The sequence below is a fragment of the Stenotrophomonas oahuensis genome (assembly GCF_031834595.1).
In the GTDB taxonomy this organism is placed as follows: Bacteria; Pseudomonadota; Gammaproteobacteria; order Xanthomonadales; family Xanthomonadaceae; genus Stenotrophomonas; species Stenotrophomonas oahuensis.
Map to the genome: position 1 here is coordinate 3124460 of NZ_CP115541.1, position 20985 is coordinate 3145444.

The 20985-nt window shown below is 67.1% G+C and carries 16 protein-coding genes and 1 pseudogene; 9 read left to right on the forward strand and 8 right to left on the reverse strand.

Features of this window, described 5'->3' with window-relative positions; translation table 11 throughout:
- Positions 1-60: 60 nt before the first annotated feature.
- The 7 genes and pseudogenes from rpsB to PDM29_RS13925 form a co-directional block, all read right to left on the reverse strand.
- Positions 61-861, reverse strand: coding sequence for a 30S ribosomal protein S2 (gene rpsB, locus PDM29_RS13895; protein ID WP_311190694.1), 801 nt, complete (start codon positions 859-861; stop codon positions 61-63).
- 214 nt (positions 862-1075) lie between these two features.
- Positions 1076-1792 carry a fimbrial biogenesis chaperone gene (locus PDM29_RS13900; protein WP_311190695.1) on the reverse strand — a complete coding sequence of 239 codons (717 nt, stop codon included), beginning with the start codon at positions 1790-1792 and terminating at the stop codon, positions 1076-1078.
- Complete coding sequence (locus tag PDM29_RS13905; RefSeq protein WP_311190696.1) at positions 1771-2058, reverse strand: hypothetical protein; 288 nt, start codon at positions 2056-2058, stop codon at positions 1771-1773. Before PDM29_RS13905 ends, PDM29_RS13900 begins: the two co-directional genes overlap by 22 nt.
- Positions 2059-2122: 64 nt before the next feature.
- Positions 2123-3163, reverse strand: a complete 1041-nt coding sequence (locus PDM29_RS13910; RefSeq protein ID WP_311190697.1) for a Csu type fimbrial protein — start codon at positions 3161-3163, stop codon at positions 2123-2125.
- Positions 3160-5546: pseudogene (locus PDM29_RS13915) on the reverse strand (fimbria/pilus outer membrane usher protein). Before PDM29_RS13915 ends, PDM29_RS13910 begins: the two are co-directional and overlap by 4 nt.
- Before the next feature lie 7 nt (positions 5547-5553).
- Positions 5554-6309 carry a fimbrial biogenesis chaperone gene (locus PDM29_RS13920; protein ID WP_425508675.1) on the reverse strand — a complete coding sequence of 252 codons (756 nt, stop codon included), beginning with the start codon at positions 6307-6309 and terminating at the stop codon, positions 5554-5556.
- 7 nt (positions 6310-6316) lie between these two features.
- Positions 6317-6841 carry a Csu type fimbrial protein gene (locus PDM29_RS13925; RefSeq protein ID WP_311190698.1) on the reverse strand — a complete coding sequence of 175 codons (525 nt, stop codon included), beginning with the start codon at positions 6839-6841 and terminating at the stop codon, positions 6317-6319.
- Between the two features lie 200 nt (positions 6842-7041).
- On the opposite strand from PDM29_RS13925, the gene map reads away from it, so the two are divergent.
- The 9 genes from map to PDM29_RS13970 all read left to right on the forward strand — a co-directional run bounded on the left by map (position 7042) and on the right by PDM29_RS13970 (position 18423).
- Positions 7042-7815 (forward strand): type I methionyl aminopeptidase, encoded by a 774-nt coding sequence (map, locus tag PDM29_RS13930; RefSeq protein WP_311190699.1) that lies wholly within the window; start codon positions 7042-7044, stop codon positions 7813-7815.
- Between the two features lie 2 nt (positions 7816-7817).
- On the forward strand, positions 7818-10457 hold the full coding sequence (locus PDM29_RS13935) for a [protein-PII] uridylyltransferase (protein WP_311190700.1): 2640 nt from the start codon (positions 7818-7820) through the stop codon (positions 10455-10457).
- The gene (dapD, locus tag PDM29_RS13940; RefSeq protein WP_311190701.1) at positions 10457-11506 is read left to right on the forward strand and encodes a 2,3,4,5-tetrahydropyridine-2,6-dicarboxylate N-succinyltransferase; all 1050 of its coding nucleotides are present in this window, start codon (positions 10457-10459) and stop codon (positions 11504-11506) included. The genes PDM29_RS13935 and dapD overlap by 1 nt, the downstream gene beginning before the upstream one ends.
- Before the next feature lie 149 nt (positions 11507-11655).
- Positions 11656-11958, forward strand: coding sequence for a hypothetical protein (locus tag PDM29_RS13945; protein WP_311190702.1), 303 nt, complete (start codon positions 11656-11658; stop codon positions 11956-11958).
- Positions 11934-12833 carry a hypothetical protein gene (locus PDM29_RS13950; protein ID WP_311190703.1) on the forward strand — a complete coding sequence of 300 codons (900 nt, stop codon included), beginning with the start codon at positions 11934-11936 and terminating at the stop codon, positions 12831-12833. The genes PDM29_RS13945 and PDM29_RS13950 overlap by 25 nt, the downstream gene beginning before the upstream one ends.
- Positions 12834-12863: 30 nt before the next feature.
- Positions 12864-13229, forward strand: a complete 366-nt coding sequence (locus PDM29_RS13955) for an arsenate reductase (protein WP_311190704.1) — start codon at positions 12864-12866, stop codon at positions 13227-13229.
- A complete protein-coding gene (dapE, locus tag PDM29_RS13960) occupies positions 13226-14353 on the forward strand; it encodes a succinyl-diaminopimelate desuccinylase (RefSeq protein WP_311190705.1) in 1128 nt (375 codons plus the stop codon). Before PDM29_RS13955 ends, dapE begins: the two co-directional genes overlap by 4 nt.
- 883 nt (positions 14354-15236) lie before the next feature.
- Positions 15237-16928 (forward strand): asparagine synthase B, encoded by a 1692-nt coding sequence (gene asnB, locus PDM29_RS13965; protein WP_311190706.1) that lies wholly within the window; start codon positions 15237-15239, stop codon positions 16926-16928.
- Positions 16929-17037: 109 nt separating this feature from the next.
- Complete coding sequence (locus tag PDM29_RS13970; protein ID WP_311190707.1) at positions 17038-18423, forward strand: cation:proton antiporter domain-containing protein; 1386 nt, start codon at positions 17038-17040, stop codon at positions 18421-18423.
- A 105-nt stretch (positions 18424-18528) separates the two neighbouring features.
- Here PDM29_RS13970 and PDM29_RS13975 read toward each other — a convergent pair whose 3' ends face one another.
- Complete coding sequence (locus PDM29_RS13975; RefSeq protein ID WP_311190708.1) at positions 18529-20880, reverse strand: penicillin acylase family protein; 2352 nt, start codon at positions 20878-20880, stop codon at positions 18529-18531.
- Positions 20881-20985: the final 105 nt, after the last annotated feature.

Genomic DNA, 20985 nt, shown 5'->3' on the forward strand with positions numbered 1-20985 from the left:
TGTCGCGCCTGCGGCAGCAGACAGGGCGCGGTGGGTGCGCGCACCCACCGCAGGCCGATATCAGGCCTCGGTGCCCTTGTCGGCAGCGGCCTTCTTGGCCGGAGCGCGACGGGCCGGCTTGGCTTCTTCAGCGGCGGCTTCGGCGAACTCTTCTTCACGGACGCTGGCGGCGTGCGGAGCAGCAGCCTTGCCTTCCAGCACGGCGTCAGCAGCAGCACGGGCGTACAGCTGCACGGCGCGGATGGCGTCGTCGTTGCCCGGGATCGCGTAGTCGACCAGTTCCGGGTTGTAGTTGGTGTCAACCACGGCGATCACCGGGATGCCGAGCTTCTTGGCTTCCTTGATGGCGATGTCTTCGTGGCCGATGTCGATGACGAAGATGGCGTCCGGCAGACGGTTCATGTCCTTGATGCCGCCCAGCGAGGCTTCCAGCTTGTCACGCTCGCGACGCAGGCCCAGCACTTCGTGCTTGACCAGCTTGTCGAAGGTGCCGTCGGTTTCGCCGGCTTCCAGTTCCTTCAGGCGGGCAACCGACTGCTTGACGGTACGGAAGTTGGTCAGGGTGCCGCCCAGCCAACGCTGGTTCATGTACGGCATGCCGCAACGCTCGGCTTCTTCGCGGATCGATTCGCGGGCGCTGCGCTTGGTGCCCAGGAACAGGATGGTGCCGCGCTTCTGGGCAACGCTGGAAATGAAGTTCATCGCATCATTGAAGAGCGGAACGGTCTTTTCCAGGTTGATGATGTGGATCTTGCCGCGGGCGCCGAAGATGTACTGGCCCATCTTCGGGTTCCAGTAACGGGTCTGGTGGCCGAAGTGGACGCCGGCTTCCAGCATCTGACGCATGGTGACCTGGGGCATTGCAAAACTCCTGATGGGGAACCGGCCGCCACGGGAAAGGGAATGGGCGGTCCGCCGCGAGGCGGGAGGTTCCGGGGTTGGGCTTCCCTGCTGCTTCCGTGACCGAACTCCTTGCGGAGCACCCCGGCACGAATGGCAGTAGCAGGTGTGTATTCACCGGTGACGCCCGGTGTTGGCGGGCTCCTGCACACGAAGGCGCGGGAAATCCAGTCGATTATAGCCCGCTGCCGGTGCCGGGTGCAATTGCGGGGTCCAGCGGGGCCAGCAAGGCCGGGTCGTCCTGGCCCAGACGGGCGCTGAAACGCCCGTCTGCGTAGGCGCTGGCAGCCCCGGGCAGAGGCCATTGCCGGGTCTGGCCGGCCAGTACGTAGCCTGCCAACCCAGGCAGCAGCGGCTGTGTCGTACCGTGTCCGGGAATGAAGGACAGGTCGGACAGGCGGGCGTGGCGAGGGCTGCCATTGTACAACTCGAGCACTGCCGGACCGGGGCCAGGCAGAACCCTCACCGCCAGCGCCGGACCCGCCCGGTGATCGGCACCAGCGACGAATACGGGCAGAGAGATCTGCACGGCCGGACTGTCCTGTCCGGCCCGCAGCACCAGCCGGTAGCTCTGCTCGGTGGTGGGGCTGGCGGCGGACCAGACCAGCCGAACCCGCTGACGGCCATGCGCGGGCAGCTCCAGCTCGGAAGGGCTGACGGCCAGCACAACGGCCGGTTCCAGTCGCTCGTGGTCCGGGCCCTGTGCCCAGTGGTACAGGCGGGCCTGGCCGTGCCAAGGCTGGTCGCTGTCGTTGTACAGCCACACGCTGTCATCGCGCTGGCCGGGTGCCAGGGTGACCGACAGCGGGGATACCTCCAGCGCCTGTGAGGCGCTGCTGGCGGTCAGCATCAGCCCGGCGGCCAGCCGTTTCAGAAGGTCAGCGTGTGCCATGCGCGTTGTGCATCGGGGCCTGCGTCCACGGGCGGTGTCAACGCCTGTACCTGCGGCGGGGCGGGGGTGTCGGGAGTGCTGCGCTGGTGCGCGGTTGCGCACGCGCCTGCCCCGGAGCCCGGTTCCAGGCGGCAGGCATCCACGACTTTCAGCTGGATGCGCAACGGCACCGGGGCCGGCGCAGATTCGGCCGACCGTGCAGCGGCCAGCGCGGGCAGGGCGGCGGCCAGCAGGGCGACGCACGGCAGGAACGGGCGAAAGGACATGGGCACCGGCGGGCAGGCGAGGGGACGCCCACGGTATCGGCCTGCGCCGGGTGCGCTTGAGCGCTCAGTAGGTGATGGTCACCTTGATCTGGTCGCTGTAGCTGCCGGCGGCAACCGCCCCGCTGGTGGGAGGGGCGCGCCCGTAAACGGTCAGCGTCTGGGCGCTGCCGGTGCCGGTGCCGGTGACGCGGTCCACGTTGGCAGTGCTGCCCCAGCGTTGGGTGCGGGTGCTGTCACGGTACAGCTCGTATGGAATGAAGTACGCGCTGTTGGTGGTATGGCGCATGCGCCTGACCGTGCCGTTGGCATACAGGCCGTTGTCCAGCGCGATGTTGTAGGCGGTGCGGTTCAGGCACGTCAGGCCGATGGTCGAGGTGCGATCGATATTGCCGGTGATGGCCCCGGCATTGCTGCCGAAGTCCATGTCAGTGGTGACATAGGCGCTGCACTGGGGCAGGACGGTCGCGGTGACCGTGAACGGGAAGCCGCCGGTGGCGGTCTTGTTGCCGGCCACGCCTGCGGTGGTGGTGCAGGCGGCCGGCGCGGTGGCGGTGCCCAGCAGTACTTCGTTGAACGCGTACTGCAGGCGCACGTCGGCACCGCTGAAGCTTGTGGTGTAGCTGCCGGCGGCCAGCGTCTGGCTGGCGGGGATACGGCCGTAGATGGTTACCGTCACCGCGCCGCTGCCGCCGGTCAGCAGCGGCACCGAGTAGTTGAGGTCCACCACCAGCGGACCGGGCGTGGTGCCGGGGGTCAGCCCCCAGATGGTGCTGTAGGTGGCGTTGGTGAACAGCTGGAACGACATTGGGTCGCCATTGGCATTGGTCATCCGCCGTAAGGGCGAGATGGCCACGCCGGTCGTGCCCACGCCGATGCCGATGCAGGCCCGCACCGACGCGGTGGCCAGCAGGCTGAGCGCGGCGGTGTTGCAGGTGATGGTGAAGCTGGTGGAGGTCACGGTCGGGCTGCCCGCCGCATTGGCCACGTTGCCAAATGCAGCAGTCACCGGCGTAGTGGTCGTGCAGGTGGTGTCGGCGCGCGCAGTGCCGGCCAGCAGTCCGCCGGCCAGCATCAGCAGCAGTCCCAGCAGCGCCTTCAGATTCATGGTGATGCACCGGGCTGACAGCGCAGCGGGCCAAGTCGCAATGGCGTGCTGCCGGCTGCATCAGCCAGCGGCACCGTCACGATGCACCGGCCCTCGGCGGTGTCCACCTCCAGCCGCGCCCGCGTGGGCAGATCTTCCAGATACACCTCGCCGTCGTAACCCACCGTGGCGCTGCGCTGGTCGGGCAGGCGCACCTGACTGCCGGCAGGCAGCGGCTGGTCCTGCAGGTCGTGCAGCACCAGGGTGATGGCACGCGTACGGCGCAACCCGAAGCTGACCCCCAATCCCGCGCTCTGCCGCGGCGTGACCTGCGTGTCCACGCGCTCGGCACGCATGTCGGCCGGCAGGTCCAGGGTGTCGATCGACAGCCGGTTGCGCTGCCACGACAGCAGCGGGGTGACCAGCAGCAGGCCGTTGCGGTCGGTCACGCCGATGGGCCGGTTCTCCAGGCGCACCGGCACGCCGGCGACGCCGTCAGTGGAGACCACCGCGAAGGCATCGGGCACTTCGCGCGCGGCGAACACATGGCCCCCCATCCAGACCAGGCTGCCACTCGCATTGGCGTAGGCAAAGGTGCTGTCGACCTGACGCGCGGCACCGGCCGAATAGCGGCCGACCCGGTTCAACCAGCCCACTTCGGCCAGTCCGCCGGTGCCATCGTCGCCGTGTCGTGCCTGCACCCGCCAGCCATAGCCGCCCTGGCTGCCGTCGCCGGGCACCGGTTGCGAGACATCCACCGTGTACAGGTTGCGGTCGCCATTACGCTGCAGGGCCAGGTTGCTCTGGCGGTTGCGGCCCAGGCTGGCCGACACTGACAGATAGATGCTGCGGTCGGCGCTCTCGTCCAGATTTTGATTGAACGAGGCATAGGCCGACCAGCGCTCGGAGAACGTGCGGTTCCAGAACACGCTGGCGTAGCGGCGGTCGTCGCCGTCCGGGTACGACAGGCGCAGGTAGCTGGCGCTCAATGACCCCAACCGTCCCAGGCTGGCCCCGGCGGTGGCCTGGTCGGTCACGTCCGGTGGGCGTGCGCCCTGCAGGCTGCCCAGGTCCTGGAAATCGCCGTGGGTACGCAGGGTGGATGCGTTGACGTTGAACACCCGATTGTTCCAGCTGTATCCCAGCGACCACTGGCCGCCGTCGCGGCCGTCGCTGCGGCTGCGCGCGTAGGAGGCGTTGAGCACTCCAGCCAGGCCCAGCTGCCACCAGCCACCGGCCCCGGCGCTGGCCACCCCGCCCCCGCCTTCGGCGTGCAGTTCGGCGGTGAACCGGTTGCTTACCCCGCGCCGCCAGGTCGCGCTGCCAACGGTGGCATCGTCATAGGAGAACGAGCGGATCCCGTAATCGCGGCGTATTCGGCCGATGCCGGCCGACCAGTCGGACAGGCCTTCGGCGAGCAGCTGCTGTGTGCCATAGAAGGAAAAATCCAGGGTCTGCATGCGGCCGTAGGCATCGGTGATCACCACCTGTGCGTTGCCGGTGCCGCTGATGCCGGGTTGCGCGCCCAGCTGAAAGGGGCCGACCGGCACTTCGCCGTTGTACTGGCGCAGGCCATCCACATACAGCTCAACCGTGGACGGCACCACCGCCTCGCCGAGAAAGCTGGGCGTCGGGGTCAGCACCCGGTAGGGCTGCAGGCCGTAGTTGCGGCCGATCTGGATGCCGCCCATCCGCACCGGCCGGCTCCAGTCGACAAAGCCGCTGAAGAAATCGCCGACCGAAAGGGTCAGTGCCTGATCCGGAAAATCCATCTCCCAGCGGCTGTCCAGGCGCACGCTCTCGCCGCGCCAGCCGCCGCCATCACCCTCCTGGTAGGTACGCAGCAACTGGCTGCTGCGCAGCACGCCGCGGCCCACGCCGAACACGCGGGCCTCGGCGGTCAGGGCAACATTGCCGGCATCCTCGTTCTGGCTGGCATACAGGTCGTAGTTGAGCAGCGCGCCCGGTGACGCACTGGCCACCGGGTGGTTTCGCGCGCCTGGCCGAGCTCGGTGGTGGGCAGATCCAGCTGTTCGAGTGGCACTTCCAGTGCCAGCGTCTGCATCGCCGCGTCATAGCGCACCACCACGCCGCTGATCTGTTCCAGCGGCACCGGCGCGTCGCCACGTGCGCCAAACCCCAGCTGGCGCAGCACCGCCGGGTCGGCGCGCAGCTGGCCGGCCGATTCGGTGAACGGCAGCAGGCCGCGCGGGGTGCCGTTGAGGGTGACGTCCAGGTACAGGGTCTGCGGCGCGGTCAGCGGGGTTGGCGCGGGCAGCATCACGTCATCGGCCGCCCCCAGGCCTCCGATCTCTGCGCCACTGTCGGCCGGTGCCGTGGCCGCAGCCGCCGGTCCGGCCAGCATCCCGGGCGAGACCGCAGCAGCAGCCAGGGCGACGCGCATGCAGGCCTCAGCGAGCCGGTGGCGTCGCAGGCAGTGGCGTGGCTTGCGAAGCGCCATTGATCTTTGCCGAAAGGGTCGCGCCATTGAGACGCGCCGCGGTGATCTCCAAGGGCCAGCGCATGGTCTGGCCACTCAGGACGTAGCCGACCAGGCCGGGCTTGAACACCTGGGGGCGCTCGGGCGTGCCCATGCCCAGGTCCGCCAACTGAGCGTAGCTCGCACCGAGGTTGCGCACTTCCAGCGTCAGGGTGCCGTCGGGCTGGGTCAGCAGGGAGGCCTGCAGGTCCGGCTTATCGGACGCGTTGCCGTCAGGTTGCACGAACACAGGCAGCGAGTAGCGCAGCACGAACTGCATGCCCTCGCGGTTCGGGTCAAGCGGGGGGACCTCGTCGACGATGATCCGGTAGGCCTGTTGGCCGGTCGGAGGTTGCGGGTGCGCCCGGACCACGCGGATCAACTGCTGTTGCCCTGCCGCCAGTGCCTGCATCGGCGGGCTGATCACCAGGTCGGTGGTGGGTTCCAGTTCGTCGCGGCCGTCGCGCTGGGTCCAGCGGAACACCCGCGCCTGCACATCCACCGGCGCGGTGCCGCTGTTGCTGATCCACAGCGCCTCCGCATTCTGCCGGGCGGTCAGCTGCAGCGAGGTTGGCGCGACCTGCAGGCTGGCGGCGTGGGTGCTGCCGACCATCAGTATCGCCACCAGTGCGCAGGCACAGCCCGGCCCACCGGAGCGCCGCGCACGGCTCCGTTCGAGATCCGACATGGCACCCTCAATAGGTGATGGTGGCGGTGACGGTGTCCTGGTAGTTACCGGTCGCGGCGTTGTTCACGCTGGGATTGGCCACCTGACCGTAGATCGGATACGCCTGGGCCAGGCCATTGCCGGTGCCGGCCACGGTGTTGGTGCCGGCGGTCGCGCCCCATACGGTTGTGCGGGTGGCATTGGAATACAGCTGGTAGCCAACGTAGTTGTTGGTGGTGACCGCCGCATCGGTGTTGATCATGCGCCGGGTGGTGACGTCATTGGCGGTACCCGCGTTCGCGCCGGCATTCAGCGCGATGGTGTAGGGCGTCAGCGCCGAACACTGGGCGGTGACCGAGCCCTGTGCGTTGGACGGGGTGGTGGCCGTGGACAGCGCCGAGCCGAAATCGACGTCGGTGGCCGCCGCAGCGGTGATCGTGCACGCCTTGGTAATGATGATGCGCACGTTGAAGGTGGTGGTGTCCGCGGCCAGGGCCGGGGAGGCCAGGGCCAGGAGGGTGAAGCTGAACAGCACAGGTCGCAGGGATCGCATGGGTCTTCTCCTTGGACGGGGGTCCTGGATGAACGAGTCGATACCGCCGTGGGGCCGGGGGAGGCGCGTCGCAGGGACGCGGTTTCCTTATAAATGCGCGGTCGTGGGCGAAATGTGAGGAAAACTGGCCGCTTTTCACATTTTCTACGTTCATGCCCGGCCCGTTCAGTCTGGAGCCCGGATCGGCGATAATGGTGGCCATGAGCGTGAATCTGAAAACCCCCCAGGAAATCGAACAGATGCGCATCGCCGGCCGGCTGGCCAGCGAAGTGCTCGACATCGTTGCCCCGCATGTGAAGCCGGGCGTGACCACTGAAGAGCTCGACCGCATCTGCCACGACCACATCATCAACGTGCAGAAGGCCATTCCGGCCAACGTCGGCTACCGGGGCTTCCCGAAGACGGTGTGCACGTCGGTCAACAACGTCATCTGTCATGGCATCCCGAGCGAAGGCAAGGTGCTCAAGGACGGCGACATCGTCAATATCGACGTGACTGTCATCAAGGACGGCTGGCACGGTGACACCAGCCGCATGTATTTCGTCGGTACCCCGTCGGTGATGGCGCGGCGTCTGGTCGATGTGACCTACCAGGCCATGTGGGCCGGCATCCGCGCGGTCAAGCCGGGCGCAACCTTGGGCGACATTGGCCACGCCATCCAGAGCCTGGCCGAAGGCGAGCGCTTCAGCGTGGTCCGCGAGTATTGCGGCCATGGCATCGGCAAGGTCTATCACGATGAACCGCAGGTGGTGCATTACGGCCGCCCGGGGCAGGGCCTGGTGCTGCAGCCGGGCATGACCTTCACCATCGAACCGATGATCAATGAAGGCACCCGCTACAACAAGGTGCTGCCGGATGGCTGGACCGTGGTCACCAAGGACCGCAAGCTGTCGGCGCAGTGGGAGCACATGATCGCGGTCACCGAGACCGGCGTCGACGTGCTGACCCTCGCGCCCGGCGAATCGCAGGTCTGAGCATGTTGCCGGCGAGCCCTGAACTGGACGCGCCGGCCGATGCCGTCGCCGACCCCGAGTGGGCGGCGCTGGCCCGGCAGAGCCTGCAGCAGGCCGATGCCCGTCTGTACCGTCGCTTTGACCAGGGCGACAACATCGAGCGCCTGCTGGCGCTGCGGGCGCGTGCCGCCGATCATCTGATCCGGCTGGCCTGGCAGCGCTGCCTGCCGAATGCCGCCGGTCTGGCCCTGTTCGCGGTGGGCGGCTACGGGCGTGGCGAGCTGTTCCCGCGTTCGGACATCGACGTGCTGGTGCTGGGCGAGGTGTCCGCGCAGCACATGCATGAGGCGGCGCTGGCGCGCCTGTTTGCGCTGCTGTGGGACTGTGGTCTGCCGGTCAGCCACGCGGTGCGCTCGGCGCAGGACTGCGTGACCGCCAGTGCCGACCAGACCGTCTTCACCGCCTTGCTGGAATCGCGCCCGCTGGTGGCCGACGAGGCCGCACGGCAGTCGTTGAAGCGTGCCATCAACGACGAGGCGCTGTGGGCGCCGCGCGAATTCTTCGTCGCCAAGCGCGACGAACTGCTGGCCCGCCATCAGCGGTTTGGCGACACCGCCGACAATCTCGAGCCGGACATCAAGGACGGCCCGGGCGGGTTGCGCGATCTCAATACCCTGGGCTGGATGGCGCTGCGTGCATTTGGCGTGCGCGAGCTGGAAGCGCTGGTCGGGCTGGGGCACCTGGGACTGGACGAAGCCGCGGCCCTGCGCCGCGAGCGCTGCGCCTTGGCGCAGCTGCGCTTTGGCCTGCACCTGGTCGCCAACCGGCCGGAAGAGCGTCTGCGCTTTGATTACCAGAAGACCCTGGCCGCGCGCTTGGGCTTCCACGACGACGTGGAAAGCCTGGCGGTGGAAAAGATGATGCAGGGCTTCTACCGCAGCGCCACCGTGGTGCGGCGGATCAGCGACCGCCTGCTGCAGCGCTTTGAGGAGCAGTTCGACGGTGAAGCGGTGCCCGAACCGGTCAGCGTCGGTTTCTCGCTGCGCCGTGGCTACCTGGCCGCCAATGATCCGCAGTGGCCGCAGGGGGATATCCAGCAGGTGTTCGCACTGTTCGCCAGTTGGGCGTACAACCCGGACGTGCGTGGCCTTCATTCGCTGACCGCGCGCGCGCTGGCCGAATCGCTGGCGGTGCTGCCGGCCTACACCGAAGCCAGCGTCGACGCCCGTGGGCAGTTCATGGCCCTCATGCGCAGCCCGCGCGCGGTGGACACGCTGGCGCGGATGGCGCGGCTGGGCGTGCTCGGCCAGTGGATTCCGGCGTTCGCGCAGGTCTCCGGGCGCATGCAGTTCGACCTGTTCCATGTGTACACCGTGGACCAGCACACGCTGATGGTCCTGCGCAACATCGGCCTGTTTGCCAGCAGCCGTGCGGACGAGCGCTTCTCGATCGCGCATGAAGTGTGGCCGCGCCTGCGCAAGCCGGAACTGCTGCTGCTTGCGGGCCTGTTCCACGACATCGCCAAAGGCCGCGGCGGCGACCATTCCGAACTGGGCGCGGTGGATGCGCGCGAATTCTGCCAGGCGCACGCGCTGAGCACGTCGGATACCGAACTGGTCGCCTGGCTGGTCGAGCAGCACCTGCGCATGTCGGTGACCGCGCAGAAGCAGGACATTTCCGACCCGGACGTGATCCATCGCTTCGCGACGCTGGTGGCCAGCCGTGACCGCCTGGACTATCTGTACCTGTTGACCTGTGCCGATATTGCCGGGACCAGTCCCAAGCTCTGGAATGCGTGGAAGGACCGCCTGCTGGCCGACCTGTATTTCGCCGCGCGCCGCGCACTGCGCGATGGGCTGGAAAACCAGATGCCGGCCGCCGAGCGCGTGCAGGAAGCCCGTGATTCGGTGCGCGCCCTGGTGCGCGAGCGCGGCTACGACGATGCCACCATTGATCGCCAGTTCACTGTGATGCCGGACGAAAGCTTCATCCGTCTTCGCCCCGAGCAGCTGGCCTGGCAGGCCGCTGCGCTGGTGCCGGTCAAGCAGGGGCAGACCCTGGTCAAGGTGCGCCGGCTGACCCCGGACGACGATGCACTGGAAGTGTTCGTGCATTCGCCGGACCGGGATGGCCTGTTCGCCGCGATCGTGATGACCCTCGACCGCAAGGGCTATGGCATCCATCGCGCACGCGTGCTCGATGGCCCGATGGATACCATCTTCGATACGTTTGAAGTGACCCCCGCCGACAGCTTCGCCGACGGCGACGCACCGCGCCTGGAAGCGGCGCTGCGCGAAGCGCTGTCCGGCGATTTGACCCGGTTACGCCCGTCGCGACGCGTCATTCCGCGTCAGCTGCGGCACTTCCGCTTTGCCCCGCGCATCGAGTTCCGCGATGCCAGCGACAATGAAGCCGGCAGCACCCGCTTCAGCCTGGTGGCCCCGGATCGTCCCGGGCTGCTGGCCGACGTGGCGTTCGTGCTGCGCAACCAGGGCCTGCGTGTGCATGATGCACGCATTGCCACCTTCGGCGAACGCGCCGAAGACATGTTCGTGATCAGTGACGAGCACGACCAACCCTTGACTGAAACCGCCCGGCAGCAGCTGCATGACGCGATGCTGACCTGCCTGGATCCTGATCGAAAAGCCGGAGATACCCCCTGATGGCCACCAAGCCTGCCAAGAAGACCGCCGCGAAGACCGCAGCGGCCAAAAAGACTGCTGCCGTTGCCCCGGCTGTGAAAAAGCCCGCAGCGAAGAAGGCCGTGGCCGCCGCGAAGAAAGTGCCGGTGAAGAAGGCGGCCGCCAGCGCCGCGGAAACCGCCGCCAAGCGCGCCGAAACCATTGCCCGCAAGTCGCTGCGCAAGCCGGCCACGCCGGGCGTGGAAGAACTCAAGTTCGGCATTGAAAGCGCCTTCGAGCGTCGCGCCATGCTGACCCTGCACGAGATCGAAGGCTCGACCAAGCCGCTGGTCAACCGCGTCATCGACGGGCTGGAAACCGGTGAGTTCCGTGTCGCCGAGCCGGACGGCCACGGTGGCTGGAAGGTCAACGAATGGCTGAAGAAGGCGGTGCTGCTGTACTTCCGTGTCAACGACATGGGCGTGGTGGATGCGCGTCCGGCGCCGTTCTGGGACAAGGTCGAGTCGCGCTTTGCCGGGTTTGATGAAGCCAAGTTCCGCCGCGCCGGCGTGCGCGTGGTGCCGGGTGCGATCGCCCGCCGCGGCAGCTACTTCGGCAAGGACGTGGTGCTGATGCCCAGCTTCACCAACATTGGTGCGTATGTGGGCGAGGGCACCATGGTCGACACCTGGGCCACGGTCGGTTCGTGCGCGCAGATCGGCAAGCATTGCCACCTGTCCGGCGGTGCCGGCATCGGCGGCGTGCTGGAGCCGCTGCAGGCCAGCCCGACCATCATTGAAGACCACTGCTTCATCGGCGCGCGTTCGGAAGTGGTTGAAGGCGTCGTGGTCGGCCATCACAGCGTGATCGGAATGGGTGTATTTCTGAGCCAGAGCACCCGCATCTACAACCGTGCGACCGGCGAGGTCACTTATGGCTACATTCCGCCGTACAGCGTGGTGGTATCCGGCTCGCTGCCGAGCAAGGACGGCACGCATTCGCTGTACTGCGCGGTGATCGTCAAGCAGGTCGATGCCAAGACCCGCAGCAAGACCAGCGTCAACGACCTGCTGCGCGGCCTGGCCGAGTGATTGTCGCAGGCACCTCGTTTTTTGCGTGGTGCCTGCTCGACCGCTACAACAGGTAAGACCTTCGCAACGCCGCCTTCGGGCGGCGTCGCTATGCTCGGAGTGCGTCGACCTGCGACGCCTGTTCTGAACTCCCTGCAAGAAGGACATTCATGCTATTTGACGTTCCGCGTCTGTCTTCGTCTCCGCCGCCGACCACGCTGCGCGCTTCCCGCCGCCCCGTTCCACCGTTCACGCCTTCCCGCCAAGACAGTGTGGAGCTCCGGCTTCTGCTGGCGTTGTTCAATACATCCATGCCGACCCGCGCGCACGCGCGCACCGATCCTCCGCCCGGTGCCATGATCGCCGCCCTGCATTCGCGCATCGTCAAGGCAGGCGATGCCAGTGCGCTGGACGCAGACCAGGACACCCTGCTGCAGGCCCTGCGCGCATGTTCCACCTTGGCGAGTTGCTGACGCACTCGAAGCTGAGCGCACTGTGTGAAGTGTTGATCCGCAGAACGCTTGTGCCGAAGTTCCGCGCCGGAATCGCGCTGATCCAGGACGACCCGGTAGCTGCGGGGGACGTCATGTTCGGCCTGAGCAGCACCCTGCGCGCGTCGGAACACTGGTTGAAGACGCCGGCTGGAGCGGGGGCGGCGCGCACCGCGGCAGACGCCCTTGTTCCCGTCGTGCATCAGCTGTTGGAGCGACTGCCGGATATGTTGCGACAGTGCGAATCCGCCAAGCTGGCGTTGGTGGCACGGCACGGGTCGCTTTACCTGCGTCAGCTGGCGGCGGTGCAGTCCGTTGCTGAAGATGATGCTGCGCCGGAGCGTCAGCTGAGCGTAGCGCGGCTGCTCAAAGCGTGGATGGACGAGGTCAATCGCCGTAATGCACAGAGCGCTTCTGAGCCCACCGACCATCTGCGCTATGCGCCGCATTACTACGCCGAGTGGCTGAGTCAGCAGTCCTATGATGATCAGCGGCAATTGCGATTGCGGTCATTCGATGTGCCGACGTCGGCCGCCGACGCCACCGTCGACCGGTGGCCGTTGATCGCCCGCGCCGATCGCCTGATGTCCCGTGTTCAGTCCGGGGGCATCCGTCTGGACATGGGCGCGCGTGCGCGGATGCTGCTCGACATGGACAGCCTGTACCAGCAACTGCATCTGCACAGCCCGTCGAATGCAGCCGATGACACCGCCCTGGACGATATCCGTGCGTTCATGGAGCGTCAGGCCGCGCAGCTGCTGGATCCCACGGGTAAACCGTTGCTGGGCCCCACAGTGCCCCTGCTGGCAGGTCTGCACTCCTGGCAGCGCCTGCTGCTGACCCAGCTGGTGAGCTGAGCGGACAAGGCCTTGCGGTATCATCCGGGCATGAGCGAAACCATCATTTACGGGCTGAAGAACTGCGACACCTGCAAGAAGGCCACCAAGTGGCTGGACCGCTTCGGTGTGGCGTATTCCTTTGTGGATTACCGCGACAACAAGCCGTCGCCGGAGACGCTGCTGGAATGGGCAGCGCAGCTGGGCGGGCTGGGCGCGATGGTCAACAAGTCGTCTACCACCTGGCGGCAGCTGCCGGACAACCGCAAGGCGGCCGCGTCTGACGCGGAGTGGAAGCTGCTGCTGCGCGAGTACCCGCAGCTGATCAAGCGGCCGGTGGTGGTCACCCCTGACGGCAAGATAAGCCAGGGTTTCAGCGACAACGGTTTCAAGCAGCGTTTCGGGGTAGGGGCATGAACGATGTCGTCGCGCTGACCTGCGATCTGATCGCGCGGCCGTCCGTTACGCCGGACGATGCCGGCTGCCAGGCGCTGCTGGCCGATCGTCTGCAGGCGGTGGGTTTCCACTGCGAGCACCTGCGCCTGGGCGAGGTCGACAACCTGTGGGCGACCCACGGTAGCGGCGCGCCGGTGCTGGTGCTGCTGGGTCACACCGACGTGGTGCCGCCGGGCCCGCGCGAGGCCTGGGCCAGCGATCCGTTCAAGCCCGAGGTACGCGAGGGTGTGCTGTACGGCCGCGGCGCAGCAGACATGAAGGGCAGTGTGGCGGCGTTCGTGGTGGCGGCCGAGCAGTTCGTGGCGGCGCATCCGGATCATCCGGGCACACTGGCAGTGCTGTTGACCAGTGACGAGGAAGGCGACGCCATTGACGGCGTACGCCGGGTGGCGGATCTGTTCCGCGAACGCGGGCAAGGCATCGACTGGTGCATCACCGGTGAGCCCTCCTCGACGGCGGTGCTGGGCGACCTGTTGCGGGTGGGGCGTCGCGGCAGTCTGTCGGGCACGTTGACGGTGAAGGGCGTGCAGGGGCACGTGGCGTATCCCCACAAGGCGCGCAATCCGATTCATCTGGCCGCCCCGGCGCTGGCAGCGCTGACCGCACGGCACTGGGACGACGGTTTCGAGAGCTTCCCGCCGACCAGCCTGCAGGTCTCCAACATCCATGCAGGCACGGGCGCGAACAACGTCATTCCAGGCGAACTGCAGGTGCTGTTCAACCTGCGCTACAACCCGCACTGGAACGCACCAAAGCTGGAAGCGGCCATCACCGCGATGCTGGACGCGCACGCACTGGACTACACGCTGAAATGGCACCGCAGCGGCGAGCCGTTCTACACCCCGGAAGGCACGTTGCGCAGCGTGGCCCGGCAGGTGCTGGGCGAATTCGCCGGCGCGGCCCCGGAAGAAAGCACCGGCGGCGGCACCTCCGACGCCCGCTTCATCGCCCCGCTGGGCGCGCAGTGCATCGAAGTGGGCCCGGTCAACGCCTCCATCCACCAGGTCAACGAAAACGTCTCCGTCGCCGACCTCGAAGCCCTGCCAGCCCTCTACCAGCGCCTGATCGAGCGCCTGCTGGCCTGACGCGATCTCCGTAGAGCCGGGCTTGCCCGGCTGCTGTTGGATTCAGGCGAACAGCTGATGGTCACGTGAATCCGTGCTTGGGCGCACCGGGGTGGGTTTGCGGGACACGCCGTAAACCCGTCCATGGGGGCTCGTAGAAAACATCCATGTTTTCTACGGTCCCTCAAACCCACCCCGGCACGCCCCAGACAGTTGGCTGGTGGCCACGGGAGATCGCAAGCCATTCGCGCTGCCCCGGTGGAATCGGAAATGCCCCGGTGGGATCGGTCGACAGACGATCGCCGTGAAATCCCCAACAATCGGTAACGCATGACCCCAGATCAACGTTGCCGTTGATCTGGGGCTTCCCATGGCCACCGACCCCCTGTCGATGGCGGGTCGGGATGGGCTGGAGGGGGCATGAGCCGCATGGATGCGGCGACTGAGCTTACAAGGACGTACTTGCAGCGTCCCCCGGAACGCCCGTCCCGACCTGCCAAGCCAGGGATTCCGTGAACAGAGGGCTGTTCGCCTGAATCCCACAGCAGCCGGGCAAGCCCGGCTCTACGGGAGCTGCGCTACCAAGGAAGACCGGCGGCCACGGAATCCAGGTAAGTTGCGACAGCAACAGTTGCACGCCCGAAAATTTCCGGGTACGTTCGATCCATGGCCTCGTCCCTGACCACCGTCGTCAATAACAACCGCAATAATCTGCGCGCGAATAATCGTGCGCGGCCGATGCGGGACTGCGACCAGGGCTAGAACCAGAAACACGCCCGGATACCAGAAAACCCGCATCGGTCGATGCGGGTTTTTTTATGGTCCGGGTTTTTCACATCCGGGCCTGGGTGGCCGGTCGAATGCCTGCAACACGTGTATTCCCCCATCATCAGGAGCTGTTCCCATGTGTTCGATCTTCGGAATGTTCGGCCTGCAGGCCGGCGATGATCTTCCCGCCCTGCGCCGTCGCGCGCTGGATCTTTCGCAACGCCAGCGCCACCGCGGGCCCGACTGGAGCGGCGTGTACGTCGACACCGGTGCCGTGCTGGTGCACGAGCGTCTGGCTATCGTCGACCCGGCCGGTGGCTCGCAGCCGCTGCTGTCCGAGGATGGCGGTCTTGCCTTGGCCGTCAACGGCGAGATCTACAACCACCGCGAACTCAAGGCCGAACTCGCCCAGCCGTATGCATTCCAGACTGGTTCTGACTGCGAGGTCATCAACGCGCTGTATCGCGAAGACGAACCCGCATCGTTCCTCAACCGCCTCAACGGCATTTTCGCCTTCGCCCTGTGGGACCGCGACCAGCAGCGCGTGCTGATCGCACGTGATCCGATCGGCGTGGTGCCGCTGTACTGGGGCCATGACCAGGACGGTCGCCTGGTGGTGGCCTCTGAACTGAAATCGCTGGTCGACATCTGCGCCGATGCGGCGCAGTTCCCGCCCGGCCACTGGTATGACAGCGCCACCGACACGCTCACCCGCTACTACGAACGTCCCTGGCGCGACTATGACGCCGTGGAAGGTGTCGAAGCCGACCGCGTCGCCTTGCGTGAGGCCTTTGAGCGCGCCGTGCACCGCCAGCTGATGACCGACGTGCCCTACGGCGTGTTGCTGTCCGGTGGCCTGGATTCTTCGCTGGTGGCCGCTGTGGCCGCACGCTATGCGCGCCATCGCATCGAGGACGGCGACAAGAGCGAAGCCTGGTGGCCGCGGCTGCACTCGTTCGCGATCGGCCTGAAAGGCTCGCCCGATCTCGCCGCCGCCGCCATTGCCGCCGAGGCGTTGGGCACGGTGCATCACGGGTTCGAGTACACCTTCGAGGAAGGCCTGGATGCGCTGCCCGAAGTCATCCGCCACGTGGAAACCTACGACGTCACCACCATCCGCGCTTCCACGCCGATGTTCCTGCTGGCGCGGCGGATCAAGGCCATGGGCGTGAAGATGGTGCTGTCCGGCGAAGGCAGCGACGAGATCTTCGGTGGTTATCTGTACTTCCACAAAGCGCCCAACGCGCGTGAATTCCATGAGGAACTGGTGCGCAAGCTGGATGCGCTGAACAACTACGATTGCCTGCGCGCCAACAAGTCGATGATGGCCTGGGGTGTGGAGCCGCGGGTGCCGTTCCTGGACCGTGAGTTCCTTGATGTGGCCATGCGCATCGACGCGCAGCACAAGATGGTCGGGAAGGGCGGTGACGGCGCTCGCCGGATCGAGAAAGCGGTACTGCGCGAAGCGTTCGAGGGCTACCTGCCTGAGTCGATCCTGTGGCGGCAGAAAGAGCAGTTCAGTGACGGGGTGGGGTACGGCTGGATCGACGGTCTGAAGGCACACGCCGAAGCCCAGGTCAGCGACCGGGTCATGGCCGCGGCCGACAAGCGCTTCGTGCACAACCCGCCGCAGACCAAAGAGGCGTACTACTACCGCCACCTGTTCGAGCAGTTCTTCCCGACCCAGGCCGCGGCGGAAACCGTGCCCGGCGGCAAGTCCATCGCCTGCTCGTCGCCGGCGGCGATTGCCTGGGATGCGAGCTTTGCCGCCATGGCCGACCCGTCCGGCCGTGCGGTCGCCGGGGTGCACGAACAGGCCCTGGTGTAGGTAGTGCCGGCCGCTGGCCGGCAACCGCACGATGCTGGATTGCGTGGTTGCCGGCCAGCGGCCGGCACTACCGACGCGCTATGATCCCCGCTCACGCAGGGGAACGTACATGGACGCACAGACCGGGGGCGAGTCACGGCCGATGAAATGGGGTTGGCACTACCTGGCCTGGGCCGGGATTCCACTGGCCATCGGCCTGGCGCTGGCGCGCTATGCCGGTCCGGGCATGCCCACGGTCGCTGCCAAGGCCGAAAAGGTCGTCGGCAGCGACTGGGCCCAGCACCTGGCTTCGCCGCTGGGCCTGTTCCTGCTGCAGCTGCTGGTGCTGCTGGTGGTCGCCAAAGGCGCCGGCGCGCTGCTCAAGCGGCTCGGTCAGCCGGCGGTGATCGGCGAAATGGCCGCCGGCCTGATGATGGGCCCGCTGGTGCTGGGCAGCCTGTTGCCCGGCCTGCACGGCGCGCTGTTCCCGGCCAGTTCGCTGGGGCCGCTGGGCATGCTCAGCCAGCTCGGCGTGCTGATGTTCCTGCTGGTAGCCGGTGCCGAACTCGACCTGGGCGCGCTGCGCGGCCGCCGCCGCTTTGCCTTCACCGTCAGCCACGCCGGCATCGCGGTGCCGTTTGTGCTCGGCGTGCTGCTCGCGATCTGGCTGTACCCCGACCATGGACCGCAGGGCGTAGGCTTCACCGCCTTTGCGCTGTTCGTTGGCATCTCCATGAGCATCACCGCGTTCCCGGTGCTGCTGCGCATCCTCGCGGACCGCGGCATCACCCACACTCCGTTGGGACAGACCGCCATCGCCTGCGCTGCACTCGGCGACGCCACCGCGTGGTGCCTGCTGGCGCTGATCGTGGCCGCCGCGCAGGCCACCGCGTGGCTCACCGCCAGCGTCAACCTGTTGTGTGTGGTGGCCTTCATCGCGCTGATGCTGGGTGCGGTGAAGCCGTGGTTCGCGCGGCAGACGGTGCAAGCCGGCAGCGAAGGTCGCTGGCTGTTGGGCGTCCTGTTGCTGGCGCTGGCCAGTGCGCTGGTCACCGAAGTGCTGGGCATCCATGCCTTGTTTGGCGCGTTTGCCGCCGGTGTGGCGGTGTCGGCCAATAGCCAGTTGCGTACGCTGCTGATCGCCAAGGTCGAGCCCTTCGCGGTCACGCTGCTGCTGCCGTTGTTCTTCGCCATGACCGGCCTGCGCATGCGTGCCGATGCGCTGCAGGCCAGCGATCTGGTGCTGTGTCTGCTGGTGATCGCGGTGGCCACGGTGGGCAAGCTGCTGGGCACCTTCAGTGCCGCGCGCAGTGCCGGGCTGGAAACGCGTGAAGCGTGGCGGCTGGGTGCGTTGATGAACACCCGGGGCCTGATGGAACTGATTGTGCTCAACCTCGGTTACGAACTCGGCCTGCTGGGCGATCGTCTGTTTGCCGTGCTGGTGATCATGGCGCTGGTGACCACCGCCATGACCGGGCCGTTGTTGAACCTGATCGAGCGTCGCAAGGCGGCGTGATCGTTGGTTCGCGGTCACGACCAACGGTCGTGACCTACCCGGGATGCCGGATGATCCGGTGGGTCACGACCGTTGGTCGTGACGTCTGTCCGGCGACGCGATTCATTACGGCTTCAACGTCATCGTATGCACGGCCTTTCCCGGCAAAAACGGCGTCGGCTTGCCCTGCACCCAATCCTCATGCCCGGCACCCCAGAACGGTGACAGCGGATGCCCGCTCTGTCCGCCCGGCATATGAATGATGCCGTCAGCCTCATGGCCGGGTGACACCACCATACGTTCCGAGGCACCAAACGCGGGCCCCTGCACGCGTGGCATGTTGTTGTCGCCGGGCAGCGGGTCGGCCGGCATGCACAGCCAGCGCTTGGCGAAAGCGGGCAGGGCGGCGCTCACGGGATGACAGATCGCCGCGGTGTTGAGTTCGCCGTACGTTCGCTTGTCCAGTTCCGGGCCGGTTTCGACCAGCGAGCCTTCCAACCCACGTGCGGCGTCGGCCACCAGCGCATCCCAGCTGGCGTGCGCAGGCGGCAGCAGATGCGCCGGACGCTCGCTCACCAGCGGCCACAGCACGCCTTCCAGCTGCGCCAGGTGGGGTTCCAGGTAGTCGTCGCCCAGCTTTGCCTTGGCCGGAGCCAACAGCCCCTCCGAGACCGCCTTCAGCACCCGGCCGCGGAAGCCACGGGTGATCCGGTAGCTCACCGAATCGACTGACGCATGTCCCTCCCATGTGCGCGTGGCCGCTTCCAACCGCTTCAGCGCCGGGTCGTCGCTGTGCGTCACCACCTGCCGCAGCAGCGTGTACCAGCGTTCCAGGAACAGCGCACGGTCGTCGAGTTGGATCGCCAGCAGGTCCCGTTCGGTGAAGCGTTCCTTTGCGAACAGGTCGTCGCGGATCTGCTTGCCGCGCGCGCCCAGGTCGTAGCCGGCATTGCCTGCCACGCCCAGCGCCTCGCCATCGAGCACGCGGCCATTGGCGGTCCACAGCCGGTAGGTGGGCGGGTCGATCAGCGACGGGGATGCATCGCTGCGGATTGGCCACGGTGCGCAGTCGGCCGCGGCCGTCGAACCGAAGCCAGTGGGCGGGCAGGACGGTGCGCGGTCCGGGCGCGCGCCGATCAGTCGCCACGCGATGCGGCCGGCGCTGTCCGCGATCACCAGGTTCTGGGTGGGAATGCCGGCGCGGTCGGCGACGGCCAGCGCCTGGTCCAGGTCACCCGCGCGCGCCATCTCGGCAAAGTCCAGGCGCACCGCGCCCGGCTGCTGCGCGGTCCAGCGCAGGGCCTGCCCACTGCCGTCCGGACGTTCGTGCAGGATCGGCCCCCAGTCGGTTTCACGCACGCGGAACATCACGTCGGGCTGTCCCGCCACGCGGATGCGCTCGTTGTGGATGCGGATACCCGGCGCATGCGCCACAACCGGTTGAAAGTCGGCGTTGTCGATGTAGCTGTTGGTGAAGCCCCAGGCGACGTGCCCGTTGCTGCCCACCACGATTGCCGGCAGGCCCGGCAGCGAGAAACCGCTGACGTCGACCTTGCCGCCGGGCGCGGCCGGGTCGGGGTAGCGCAGCCGCACCCGGAACCACAGGCTGGGTGCACGCAGGCCCAGGTGCATGTCATCGGCAACAATGGCGCGGCCATCTGCAGTCAGTGCGCCAGCTACCGCGAAATTGTTGCTGCCTTTCACGTCCGCGTCCTGCACCGCTGCGCTGGCCGCGGAACCGGAACCGATAGGTAACGACCGTTGGTCGTTACGCAAATCAATCTCTTCCGGTGCAGGCAACACCGCATTACCCCGCGCCTCCCCGAACAGCGGTGCGTCCCACTCGCTGCCGTCATGCGCCAGCAGCGCATACAGCGCCGGCGGCACCACCTCGCGGATCCGGGTCATGGCCAGTTCGGTCTGGTTGCCCGGGTCCTGCAGGTCGGCGTACATGGCCAGCCCGGTCAGCACCGAATCGCTGGCGCTCCAGCGTGCCGGTTCCTGGCGCAGCAGCAGGTACGGCCAGGGCCGCACGCGCAGCTCGCCAACGCCGGCATTGACGCCGTCCACATAGGCCTGCAGTTCGACGGCCTGGCTGCCCATCGCCGCATCCAGATGGGCGTCGGTGCGTGCGCGCAGCCGATGCACGCGCATGCGCTTGTCCACGTCGACGGCCGCTGGCCCGAACAGCTCGGCCAGCTCGCCTGCGGCGGCACGGCGCATCAGGTCCATTTCGAAGTAGCGTTCCTGCGCATGTACCTGACCCAAGGCGCGCATGGCATCGGCGGGGGAGGCAGCATCGATGGTGACCACCCCCAGCGCATCGCGCTGCACGGTCACCGGGGCCTGCAGGCCGGCCAGCTTGTGTTCCCCGTCCAGCGGAGCCAGGCTGCCGCGCAGCAGCCACCAGACCAGGGCAATCCCGACAACCGCAACCAGCAGCACAAAACCCAGCACCCGCTTCAGCCAACGACGCATCCCGCGACCTCCCCTCCGGTGGAAGGTCGATTGTAGGGCCTGTGGATGACGCGTGAATGCGGGCTGCGAGCGCAACTGCGACTGATTCTGATTAGATCACCGCCG

What these genes read in the sequence shown, in the direction of transcription:
- rpsB (WP_311190694.1), bottom strand. Translation starts at nt 861, where the DNA reads ATGCCCCAGGTCACCATGCGTCAGATGCTGGAAGCCGGCGTCCACTTC.
- PDM29_RS13900 (WP_311190695.1), bottom strand. Translation starts at nt 1,792, where the DNA reads ATGGCACACGCTGACCTTCTGAAACGGCTGGCCGCCGGGCTGATGCTG.
- PDM29_RS13905 (WP_311190696.1), bottom strand. Translation starts at nt 2,058, where the DNA reads ATGTCCTTTCGCCCGTTCCTGCCGTGCGTCGCCCTGCTGGCCGCCGCC.
- PDM29_RS13910 (WP_311190697.1), bottom strand. Translation starts at nt 3,163, where the DNA reads ATGAATCTGAAGGCGCTGCTGGGACTGCTGCTGATGCTGGCCGGCGGA.
- PDM29_RS13920 (WP_425508675.1), bottom strand. Translation starts at nt 6,309, where the DNA reads ATGTCGGATCTCGAACGGAGCCGTGCGCGGCGCTCCGGTGGGCCGGGC.
- PDM29_RS13925 (WP_311190698.1), bottom strand. Translation starts at nt 6,841, where the DNA reads ATGCGATCCCTGCGACCTGTGCTGTTCAGCTTCACCCTCCTGGCCCTG.
- map (WP_311190699.1), top strand. Translation starts at nt 7,042, where the DNA reads ATGAGCGTGAATCTGAAAACCCCCCAGGAAATCGAACAGATGCGCATC.
- PDM29_RS13935 (WP_311190700.1), top strand. Translation starts at nt 7,818, where the DNA reads ATGTTGCCGGCGAGCCCTGAACTGGACGCGCCGGCCGATGCCGTCGCC.
- dapD (WP_311190701.1), top strand. Translation starts at nt 10,457, where the DNA reads ATGGCCACCAAGCCTGCCAAGAAGACCGCCGCGAAGACCGCAGCGGCC.
- PDM29_RS13945 (WP_311190702.1), top strand. Translation starts at nt 11,656, where the DNA reads ATGCTATTTGACGTTCCGCGTCTGTCTTCGTCTCCGCCGCCGACCACG.
- PDM29_RS13950 (WP_311190703.1), top strand. Translation starts at nt 11,934, where the DNA reads ATGTTCCACCTTGGCGAGTTGCTGACGCACTCGAAGCTGAGCGCACTG.
- PDM29_RS13955 (WP_311190704.1), top strand. Translation starts at nt 12,864, where the DNA reads ATGAGCGAAACCATCATTTACGGGCTGAAGAACTGCGACACCTGCAAG.
- dapE (WP_311190705.1), top strand. Translation starts at nt 13,226, where the DNA reads ATGAACGATGTCGTCGCGCTGACCTGCGATCTGATCGCGCGGCCGTCC.
- asnB (WP_311190706.1), top strand. Translation starts at nt 15,237, where the DNA reads ATGTGTTCGATCTTCGGAATGTTCGGCCTGCAGGCCGGCGATGATCTT.
- PDM29_RS13970 (WP_311190707.1), top strand. Translation starts at nt 17,038, where the DNA reads ATGGACGCACAGACCGGGGGCGAGTCACGGCCGATGAAATGGGGTTGG.
- PDM29_RS13975 (WP_311190708.1), bottom strand. Translation starts at nt 20,880, where the DNA reads ATGCGTCGTTGGCTGAAGCGGGTGCTGGGTTTTGTGCTGCTGGTTGCG.